The following is a 9,804-nucleotide window of genomic DNA, read 5'->3' on the forward strand; positions in this document are numbered from 1 at the left end:
GGTCACGGCCGGGGTGAAGAGCGCCGCGAAGTAGCGGGGCGGCGCGGTTCACACAGCGGCCGGAGCGGCCGCCCGAGTCGCTGTCGGCCTCATGATCAAGATTACTGAATTGTCAGTGTCTCCCCGTATGTTGATCCGCATGAAGCACGGAAAACCCAAGGGGCAGGGGTTGGCGCGCTCGTCCGCGCTGATGGCGGTGGGCACGGTGATCTCCCGTGCGACGGGGATGATCAGACTGCTGCTCCAGGCGGCGGCGCTCGGATCGGGACTGCTCGCCAGCACGTACACCACGGCCAACACCGTGCCCTCCAGCCTCTACTTCCTGATCATGGGCGGGGCGCTCAACGCGGTGCTCGTGCCGCAGCTCGTACGGGCCCGCCTTGAGCAGCCCGACGGCGGGCGGGCGTACGAGCAGCGGCTGGTCACCCTCGTGGTGTGCGTGCTCGCGGTGGGGACGGTGCTCGCCGTGTGGGCGGCCCCGGAGATCGTCAGCGTCTATATGCGCGACACCCCCGACCAGCACGCGGCGTACGAGCTGACCGTGGTCTTCGCGCGGTTCCTGCTGCCGCAGATCTTCTTCTACGGGCTGTTCGGCATCCTCGGCCAGGTTCTCAACGCGCGGGGCAAATTCGGCGCGATGATGTGGACGCCGGTGCTCAACAACGTGGTCCTGATCGCCATGTTCGGCCTCTATCTCGGCTTCGTCACCGCGCCCGACAGCGTCCAGGACATCACGGCCGCGCAGGTGCGGCTGCTGGGCATCGGCACCACGGTGGGCATCGCGCTCCAGGCGCTCTCGCTGATCCCCTACGTGCGGGAGGTGGGCTTCCGGTTCCGGCCGCGGTTCGACTGGCGCGGGGCCGGGCTGCGCAAGAGCGCCGTCGCCGCGCGCTGGACGCTGCTGTTCATCCTGGTCAACCAGGTGGCCATGACGGTCGTGACGAACTATGCCAACGCCGCCGACATCAAGAGCCCGCAGGGCGGAGTGGGCAACTCCGCCTACTTCTACGCCCAGAACATCTGGACCCTGCCCCAGGCCGTCGTCACGGTCTCGGTGGTCACCGCCCTGCTGCCCCGCCTCACCCGTGCCGCCGCCGAGGAGCGGATCGACGACATGCGCGACGACCTCTCCCGCGCGCTGCGCGTCAGCGGCGTCGTGATCGTGCCCGCCGCCTTCTTCTTCCTGGTCTTCGGGCCCCAGCTGGCGGCCCTGCTGATCGGCCACGGCAGCGGGGACGCGGCCTCGGCGGAGCCCGCGGGCAATATGCTCCAGGCGTTCGGCCTCGGCCTGATCCCGTTCTCGGCGCAGTATCTGCTGCTCCGCGGGTTCTACGCCGTAGAGGACACCCGTACGCCGTTCTGGATGGCCCTGTGGATATCCGGCGTCAACGTCGCCCTCGCCACCGCCTGCCACCAGCTGCTGCCCGTGCGCTGGGCCGTGACCGGCATGGCCGCCGCCTACGGCGTCTCGTACGGCGTCGGCCTCCTGATCACCGCCCTGCTGCTGCGCCGCAGGCTGGAGGGGCGGCTCGACGGGAAGCGGCTGTTCCGCACGTACGGCAAGCTGACGCTCGCCGCGGTGGTCGCGGGCGCGGCCGGCCTCGCCGCGGCCCGGGTCTCCAGCGCGCCCGTGCTGGCGCTGGCCGCCGGGGGAGTGGTGATGGCCGGCCTGTTCGTCCTGCTGGCGAAGGCGCTGCGGATCGGCGAACTGCGCAGCCTGCCCGGCCTGGGCTGAGCCCTCCCGATGGCTCCAGGAGCCCGCCCGGCGCCCCTCAGGAGGGATCGGGCGGGCTCAGGTGCTCCGGGGGCGTCATCGGCAGCGTGAAGCCGATCTCCGCGCCGCCGCCCACGCGGTTCGCCGCGTGCACGGTGCCGCCGTGCGCCGCCGCGACCTCCCGGACGATGGCGAGACCCAGCCCCGAGCCGGGCAGGCTGCGCGCGGTCGAGGCCCGGTAGAAACGGCCGAAGATGTGCGGGAGGTCCGCCTCGTCGAGACCGGGGCCACGGTCCCGTACGTCCACCCGCCCGCCCGAGACCACGATCTCCAGCGGATCGGCGCGGTCCTGATCGAACTTGGCGGCGTTCTCCAGCAGGTTGGAGATCGCCCGCTGGACGGCAGGCGGCCAGGCCAGGACCGTGGCCGGGGCCGCCGTCCGCACCGTGACCGTACGGCCCGTGCGGCGGCGCGCCAGGGCGGCGGCCCGCTCGGCCGCCTCGCCCAGCGCCACCGGCACCGGATCCCCCGCCTGCCCCTGCCCGGCCGCCAGCTCCACCAGCTCGTTGACCAGGTCGGTCAGCTCCCGTGCCTCGTCCGTGAGGTCGGAGAGCAGCTCGTCGCGGACGTGCGGCGGCAGCTGGTCGTAGCGGCGCAGGGTGGACAGGTTCGTACGGAGCGACGTCAGCGGCGTGCGCAGCTCGTGCCCGGCGTCCTGGACCAGCCGGCGCTGGTCCTCCTCCGAGTGCGCGAGCCGCCCCAGCATGTCGTCGAACGCCCGGCCCAGCCGCCCCACCTCGTCCTGCCCGCCGACCGGCACCTCCATGTCGACCCGCCCCGTCGCCGCCACGCCCTCCGCGACGCCCGTCAGCCGCACCAGGCGGCCCGTGATCCGGCGCGCCAGCCACCAGCCCACGATCGAGGACGCGGCGATCAGCGCGGCCACGAACAGCACGGTCCGCTTCTGGAGATCGTTGAGCAGATCCTCGGTGTCGCTGAGCTGCTGGGCGACCTGCACCGCGCCCCGGCCGCCGCCGAGCGAGACCGTGGCCTGGCGGTAGTCGTCGCCCTCGACCTCGCCGCCCACGAACCGCACCACCCCGGCCCGGCGGTTCTCCGCCAGCGCCCGGTCCGTGGCGGACACCGGCAGCGTCGGCTGCCCCGTGTCCGCTATCCGCCCCTGGGCCCCGAGCACCTGGACGACCGTACGGGTGGGGCGGATCAGATCGTCCCGCGGCCCGTCGTGGTCCGGGTCCCCGGACACGTAGTCCGCGGGGAAGAGGGCCTTGTGCGTGACCTGCTGGCGCAGGTCCTGGACCACCTGCCGGAAGACCGACTGCTGGTCCACCCGCACCAGATGCGCCGCCGCGTCATAGCTGAGAAACCCCACCAGCCCCGTCACCACCGTCGTCACCAGCGCGAACGACGCGGCGAAGACGGTGCGCAGGCTCGGGCGGGGACGCGGCCGCAGACGCAGCTTCACGGGTCAGGACGCCCGCAGGGTGTAGCCGACCCCGCGCACCGTATGGATCAGCGGGGACAGCCCGGGCAGATCGACCTTCCGCCGCAGATAGCCGATGTAGACGGCCAGATTCTTCGAACCCGGCCCGAAGTCGTAGCCCCAGATCCGGTCGTAGATGACCGAGTGGTCCAGCACGATCCCCGCGTTGCGGACCAGCAGCTCCAAAAGGTCGTACTCGGTCCGGGTCAGCTCCAGCTCCCGCCCCGCCCGCCATGCCCGCCGCGCCGACGGCTCCAGCCGCAGATCCCCGACCTCCGGGACCGCCCCCGAGACCGTGGGGCCCGGCGCCACCCGGCGCAGCAGCGCCCGCAGCCGCGCGAACACCTCGTCCACGTCGAACGGCTTGGCCACATAGTCGTCCGCGCCCGCGTCCAGCCCCGCGATCCGGTGCGCCGTCTCCACCCGGGCCGTCAGCATCAGGATCGGCGTACGGTCGCCCTCGGCGCGCAGCACCCGGCACACGTCCAGCCCGTCCACGCCCGGCATCATCACGTCCAGCACGATCACGTCCGGCCGGCTCCGGTGCGCGGCGGCCAGCGCCTCCACGCCGTCGGCCACCGCCGTCACGCGGTAGCCCTCCAGCGCCAGGGCGCGCTCCAGCGCATGGCGGATGGCCCGGTCGTCCTCGGCGAGCAGCACGGCGTAATTCACCGGGCCAAGTCTGCCAAGGCGGCGTGGGGCCATCGCCGCTGCCCCCGTCCGCTCCGTCCCGTACGCACCGCTCGTCCCCCTTCTCTTACCCGGCTCTTAATGCGGTCACGCAGCCGGCTTACCTGCCTCGGCCACCGTGAACACCGCGCCGGGAGCGCACCGGAGAGCCGTACGGGGCTCCTGATCACCTCGATCGTCCAGCACTCCGGTGACGCGCCGCTCCCGACCGCGCAGACTGCTCGGCAGACCCCGGAAAGACACCGCATGAAGATCGCATTCCTGCTGCACAACGCCTACGGGATCGGGGGCGCCAACCGCACGACCTTCCACCTGGCGGCCGCCCTCGCCGCCGAGCGCCGCCACGGCCCGTACAGCAGGATCGCCGAGCGGCTGGCCGCGGACTATCTGCGCCGCTGCGCGGCCGACGTCATCATCGGCACCCGCCCCAGCGTCAACATCCACCTCGCCCGCTTCGGGCCCCGCCGGGCGCTGCGCATCGCACAGGAACACCTCTCGCTCGACGCCCACCCCGAGCGGCTCCGATGCGAACTGGCCCGGAACTACCGCTCGTTGGACGCCCTCATCACCACCACCGCAGCCGACGCCGCCGCCTACCGGGAACGGATGGAGCTGCCGGGCGTACGGATCCTGGCCCTGCCCGACTGCGTACCCGAGCCGCCCGGCCCGCCCTCCGACGGCACCGCGAAGGTCGTCGTGGCGGCCGGTCAACTCGCCCGCGGCAAGCGGTTCGACCTCCTCGTCGAGGCGTTCTCGGCCGTCGCCGCCAAGCGCCCCGACTGGCGACTGCGCATCTACGGCGGCGGCGCGGAACGCGACCGCCTCGAACTGCTCGTCGCCGGGCTCGGCCTCCGCCGCCACGTCGAACTCATGGGCCCGCACGCCCCGCTGGAGGCCGAATTCGCCAAGGCGTCCATAGCGGCCTCCGCCTCCGAGGCCGAATCCTTCGGCGTGACGATCGTCGAGGCCATGCGCTGCGGCCTGCCGGTGGTCTCCACCGACTGCCCGCACGGCCCCGCCGAGATCATCCGCGACGGCGTCGACGGGCTCCTCGTGCCGACGGGCGACGGCCAGGCCCTCGCCTCCGCCCTCCTCGACCTCATCGGCGACGCGCCCCGCCGCCACGCCATGGCCGCCGCCGCACTCGACGGCTCCCACCGCTTCGACCCCGCGCCGATCGCCCGCCGCTACGAGCGCCTCTTCGCCGAACTCGCCGCCACCAGGCGGCGGCGCGCCGTGCACCGCGCCTACGCCAGGCTCCGGGCCGCTGTCGCCGCCCGGAGCGGCGCACCGGAAGCCGATGGCGCCGACGACGCGGGGGCCGCGCCTCGTACGAACAGCGGCGAGAGAGGGGCCGGGCCCCGCGGCCCCGTACTGCGGTGGGCCGCGCCCCAGCCGGACGACCCCCGCTGCGCCGCCGCCGACACGCCTGCGGCCCTCCCCACCGTCCAGGCAAGGTCCCCCCGCCGCGCCGCCGTCGACAGCGCGGCGGCCACGGCACAGCGCCGGACCGTCATACGCGCGACGCGGCAGGGCGCCCGCCGAAGCCGGAGGGGGCGCGTCGGCGGCGGAGCGGCTGTGGCCCGCAGGACCGCTGCGCCGCGGGGCGCGCGCCGAGGGGCGCTTCCGCGGATACGCACACGTCGGCTGATACGTACACCTCGGAGGGGTGTCGCGCCAATGGGCGGTACGGGTCCGATGAACGTCTCCCGGATGCAGACGCGGCGGAGGGCCGCCACACGGGTGGGTACGCGCCGGGGGACTGCCCTGCTCTCGGGCGGACGCCGAGGAATGGCCTCACTCATGGGCACGGGCCGAGGGGCCGTACCGTTCGTCGCCTCGCTCACGGGGACGCGCCGCCGAGTCGTCGACCGGCTGTTCGCTCGGCGCCGGGCCGGGAACAGGGTCGCCGGGCCGCGGCGGGGCGGGGGACGGGCAGCCGGCTCGGAGGGGGCCGGGCGTTGGGGCCGTGCCGTCGCACGGCTTCTGGGGCGGCACGGTGGCCGCGGCAGCGGGCGTACGGCGGTCGGCGCCGAGTACGCCGGGCGGGACCGCCTGGCCTTCTTGCGGCTCGACGGGCCGCCGGCCGCCGGGAGCTTCTGCGGGACGCTCGCCAACCCGCGCTTCCCCCGCCCCTTCGGGGCCTGCGGAGAACCGGGGTGAGCTGTGAGGGTCGCATACGGCCGGGGGCCGGTTCGTGAATCTGCTGCACGCGGCGGTCTTCGGGGCGGTGCAGGGGGTCACCGAGTTCCTGCCCGTCTCGTCCAGCGCGCACCTGCGGATCGCGTCGGTGCTCACGGGGTGGCACGCCCCCGGCAGGGCGTTCACCGCGGCCACCCAACTGGGCGCGGAAGCCGCCGTACTGGTCTATTTCCGGCGTGACATCGGCGCGATGACGCGGGCGTGGGGACGTTCGTTCGTACGGCCCGCCGCACGCGCGGACCCCGGCGCCCGCCTCGGATGGAGCATCGCCGTGGGCAGCGTCCCCATCGGCGTGCTCGGCCCGGCGCTCCACGACACGCTCGCGCCCGCCTTCCACGACCTGCGGCTCGTCGCACTCGGCCTCATCGCCCTCGGCGTGCTCCTCGCGGCCGCCGACCACTGGGCGCGGGACGACCGCGCCGCGCCCGAGCCGCGATGGCGCGACACCGTCCTCATCGGCCTCGCGCAGACCCTGGCCCTGATGCCGGGGGCGTCGCGTACGGGCGGCAGCCTGGCCGCCGCGCTGTTCGCGGGGTACGGGCGGGCGGCGGCGGTGCGGTACTCGCTGCTGCTCGCCGTTCCCGCCGTGCTCGGCTCCGGGGCGTACGGGCTGGTGCGCGGTGCGGCCGCGCACAGCGGCGGGTACGTGCCGGGCGCGGTGGCGACGGCCCTGTTCGCGGCGGCCGTCGCCGCGGCGGTCGGGTACGCGGCGCTGACGTGGTTCATGCGGTTCATCGCGGCGCACACCTTCGGCGGGTTCATGGTCTACCGCACCGCCGCCGGGTTCCTGCTCCTCGCGCTGCTCGCCGCCGGTTCCCTGCCGGTCGTGGCCTGAAACCCCCAAGTCCGCGGCCGGACAGGGGCGGTGGCGGGCGGCGACCGCCGGGAATTGTCAGTGGTCTCTGGCACGCTCGGACCATGACCGAGATTCCCGTCGAGAACGCCGAGAACGCCGAGACCGCTGTGAATGCCGTGAACGCTGAGAATTACGCGTGGACCTGGGGCGACGGGGCGCGGACCGAGCCGCCGCTCACCGGCGACGAGCGGACCGCCCTCACGTCGTCGCTCGACTGGCACCGCGCGACGTTCGAGCTGAAGTGCTCCGGTGTGCCGGAGGACCGGCTGTCGGAGAAGGGCATCCCGCCGTCCGGGCTGAGCCTGCACGGGCTGGTCCGGCACCTCGCCGCGGTCGAACGCTGGTGGTTCCGGATCCAGTTCGCGGGGGAGCGGGTGCCGCAGCTCTACTACTCCGACGACGAGCCGAACCAGGACTTCGACGACGTGGACGGCGACGTGACCGTGGCCTTCGCGGTCTGGCGCGCGGAGTGCGAGCGGGCCCGCGAGATCGTCGCCGGGGCGGCCTCCCTCGACGCGACCGGAATCCGCCGACGCACCGGCGAGCCCATATCGCTCCGCCGGATACTCGTGAACATGATCGCCGAGTACGCCCGTCACAACGGCCACGCCGACCTGCTGCGGGAGCGGATCGACGGGGCCATGGGCCACTGAGGCACTGAGGCACTGAGGCGCTGAGGCACTGAGGGGGGCCTGGCTCATTGAGCGCGCTCCAAATCGGCCGGACCGTGGCTGACATGGAGCACTCGCGATGGCACAGCATGTCTGTTCATGTCCGTCGTTTCATGTTCGTCATTCCAGGGGGGAATCCGACCATGCGAAATGTCCTGCGAAGAGCCGCACCCGCCTCGATGCTCCGGGCCGCCGTGCGCCAAGCCGCCGTACGGTCCGTCGCCGTGCTGTGCGCGACCGCGGCCGCCGCCGCGGCGTCCCTGGCCACGGGGGAGCCGGCGCGGGCGAGGGAGCCGCGCCCCGGTACGTACCTCTATGTGGAGCGCGGCGACCCGAGCCGCATCGAGGTGCTGGACCGCACGACCGGGGAGGCGGGCGCGTACACCGCCATCGGCGGGGGCTATCCGCCGCCCGCCGGGCTGCGGCTCGCCGCCGACGGGCGGCACGGCTATCTGGCCTCGGACAAGTACCGGCGGGTCGTCGAGTACGACACGGCGGCGAGCCGGCTCGGCCGGACCTTCGACAGCGGCGGCAGGCTCGGCATCGACGCCGTCTCCTCGGACGGCTCCCGCGTCTATCTGCATGGGTACAGCCCCGGCGCCATCGAGGTCCTCGACACCGTCGGCGGCGCGAAGCTCCCGCCCATCGACATCGGGCGGCCCGTCGTCACCGCGGCCCTCAGCCCCGACGACGCGCTGCTCTACGCCATCGGCCGGGAGGACGGCGGAGCGGTGCACCTCGTCGACGCGGCCTCCGGCACGCTCCGCGCCACGGCCCCGGTCGAGGCCCCGTACCAGGTCGTCCCGGGCCCCGGCGGCCGCCTCGCGTACGTCACCACCTACCGGCAGGACGGCGGCGGCAAGCAGCTGCCCAGCCCCGTGGAGGTGATCGACGCCGCTTCGGGCGCCCCGGTCCGTACCATTGAACTGCCAGGAGTGGCGCGAAAGTTCGCGATATCGCCGGACGGGGACACGGGGTACGCGCAGCTGTGGGACGCGACCGGAACGCAGGTCATCGACCTCGCCACCGGCGCCGTCAGGAGGACGCTGACCGGCGCGGTGCAGTGGCAGTCGCTCGATCCGGACGGCAGCGCCCTGTACGGGTACCGGGGGACGGACCTCGTCGCTCTCGACACCGCGACCGGAGCTGTGCGCGTCCTGGTCGCCGACGCGCCGCGCGGTGCGGTCCAGGCGGCCCGTACCGCGCCCACGCCGGGACCGGTGCGGCTCGCCGCCGAATCCGCCGTGCTGGTGCGGAAGCCGCTCGGCGTCAGCGGCCTCGCCGCCGCTCTCGGCGACGGGGCGGCGCGGAGCCGGACCATCATCTTCCGTACGGTCTCCGGAACCGAACTGTGCCGCGCGGTCACCGACTTCACCGGCCGCGCCGCCTGCGACGCGCTCGCGCCGCCCGGCACGACGAGGAAGGAACTGCTGCGGGGCTACGAGGCGGTCTTCAAGGGCGACCTCCAATACGACCCGGCTCGGGCGCACGGGGCGATAGCCGAGTAGCCCGGCGCGGCAAAGCCGCTTATGAGGTCTTGCGTGGCCTTGTGGGTCCTAGGGGGTCTATAGATCTATAGGTCTTATGGGCCTTATGGGGTCGCCAGTGCCCGGCGCGGGGGCCGGTCGCAGGTTCGGACCGGACAGTGAAGGGAGGGGCTTCGGCGGACCGCCAGCAGCGCCATGTCGTCGGACGGCGGGCCGCCGACGTGCCATCGGACGTCACGGAGGAGGTGGTCGAGCAGCTCCTCCGGGGCCGCGCCGCCGAAACGGGCGAGGCGGGCAGCCGGGTCGTAGAAGACGCCGTGGGCGTCGCGCGCCTCGGTCACGCCGTCGGTGAGCAGGAGCAGCGTCGCGCCGACGGGCAGCGGCACCGTCTCGGTGGCCACGGGACCGGGGCTGAGCGCGCGCAGCCCGAGCGGCAGCCCGCGCCGCCTCGGCTCCAGGCGCCGCACGGTCCGGGGCCCGAGCAACAGGGGTGCGGGGTGGCCGAGGTTGAACAGTTGCACCGTCGCGCCGTCCGCCGGGATCTGCGCGAGGACGGCGGTGGCGAAGTGCTCGCCGCTGTCACCGGACCGGCCGAGGCCGACCCGGCCCGCCGTTCCGGCGCTCACCGCGTCCTCGCACGCGGGCGCCGTCTCCAAGGCGTCGGCCAGCGCGGACAGCGTGGG

General features: G+C 73.9%; 7 protein-coding genes and 1 pseudogene. 5 read left to right on the forward strand and 3 right to left on the reverse strand.

Going from position 1 to position 9,804, the window contains the following annotated elements; genetic code table 11:
- Nucleotides 1-139 precede the first annotated feature (139 nt).
- Nucleotides 140-1,735: a murein biosynthesis integral membrane protein MurJ gene (gene murJ, locus ACFU99_RS19830; protein ID WP_384393647.1), complete on the forward strand. Its 1,596-nt coding sequence runs from the start codon at nt 140-142 to the stop codon at nt 1,733-1,735.
- Between the two features lie 37 nt (nt 1,736-1,772).
- Here murJ and ACFU99_RS19835 read toward each other — a convergent pair whose 3' ends face one another.
- Nucleotides 1,773-3,197, reverse strand: coding sequence for an ATP-binding protein (locus ACFU99_RS19835; RefSeq protein ID WP_384393649.1), 1,425 nt, complete (start codon nt 3,195-3,197; stop codon nt 1,773-1,775).
- Nucleotides 3,198-3,200: 3 nt separating this feature from the next.
- Nucleotides 3,201-3,887: a response regulator transcription factor gene (locus tag ACFU99_RS19840; protein WP_384393652.1), complete on the reverse strand. Its 687-nt coding sequence runs from the start codon at nt 3,885-3,887 to the stop codon at nt 3,201-3,203.
- A gap of 264 nt (nt 3,888-4,151) precedes the next feature.
- On the opposite strand from ACFU99_RS19840, the pseudogene ACFU99_RS19845 reads away from it, so the two are divergent.
- From ACFU99_RS19845 to ACFU99_RS19860, 4 genes and pseudogenes are all read left to right on the forward strand, one after another.
- Nucleotides 4,152-5,186: pseudogene (locus ACFU99_RS19845) on the forward strand (glycosyltransferase); the annotation flags it as partial.
- Nucleotides 5,187-6,102: 916 nt separating this feature from the next.
- Nucleotides 6,103-6,942 carry an undecaprenyl-diphosphate phosphatase gene (locus ACFU99_RS19850; protein ID WP_384393656.1) on the forward strand — a complete coding sequence of 280 codons (840 nt, stop codon included), beginning with the start codon at nt 6,103-6,105 and terminating at the stop codon, nt 6,940-6,942.
- Nucleotides 6,943-7,025: 83 nt separating this feature from the next.
- Entirely contained in the window at nt 7,026-7,616 is a 591-nt protein-coding gene (locus ACFU99_RS19855) for a DinB family protein (protein WP_384393658.1), read from the forward strand.
- Between the two features lie 161 nt (nt 7,617-7,777).
- The gene (locus ACFU99_RS19860; protein ID WP_384393661.1) at nt 7,778-9,142 is read left to right on the forward strand and encodes a YncE family protein; all 1,365 of its coding nucleotides are present in this window, start codon (nt 7,778-7,780) and stop codon (nt 9,140-9,142) included.
- A gap of 83 nt (nt 9,143-9,225) precedes the next feature.
- Here ACFU99_RS19860 and ACFU99_RS19865 read toward each other — a convergent pair.
- The coding region (locus ACFU99_RS19865) for a PP2C family protein-serine/threonine phosphatase (RefSeq protein WP_384393663.1) at nt 9,226-9,804 on the reverse strand (579 nt) is incomplete at its 5' end.

Origin of the sequence: Streptomyces sp. NPDC057654 (genome assembly GCF_042800135.1) — a bacterium.
GTDB lineage: Bacteria > Actinomycetota > Actinomycetes > Streptomycetales > Streptomycetaceae > Streptomyces.

Excerpts from the sequence above, each read along its gene's own strand:
- ACFU99_RS19860 (WP_384393661.1), top strand. The coding sequence starts at position 7,778 with ATGCGAAATGTCCTGCGAAGAGCCGCACCCGCCTCGATGCTCCGGGCC.
- murJ (WP_384393647.1), top strand. The coding sequence starts at position 140 with ATGAAGCACGGAAAACCCAAGGGGCAGGGGTTGGCGCGCTCGTCCGCG.
- ACFU99_RS19855 (WP_384393658.1), top strand. The coding sequence starts at position 7,026 with ATGACCGAGATTCCCGTCGAGAACGCCGAGAACGCCGAGACCGCTGTG.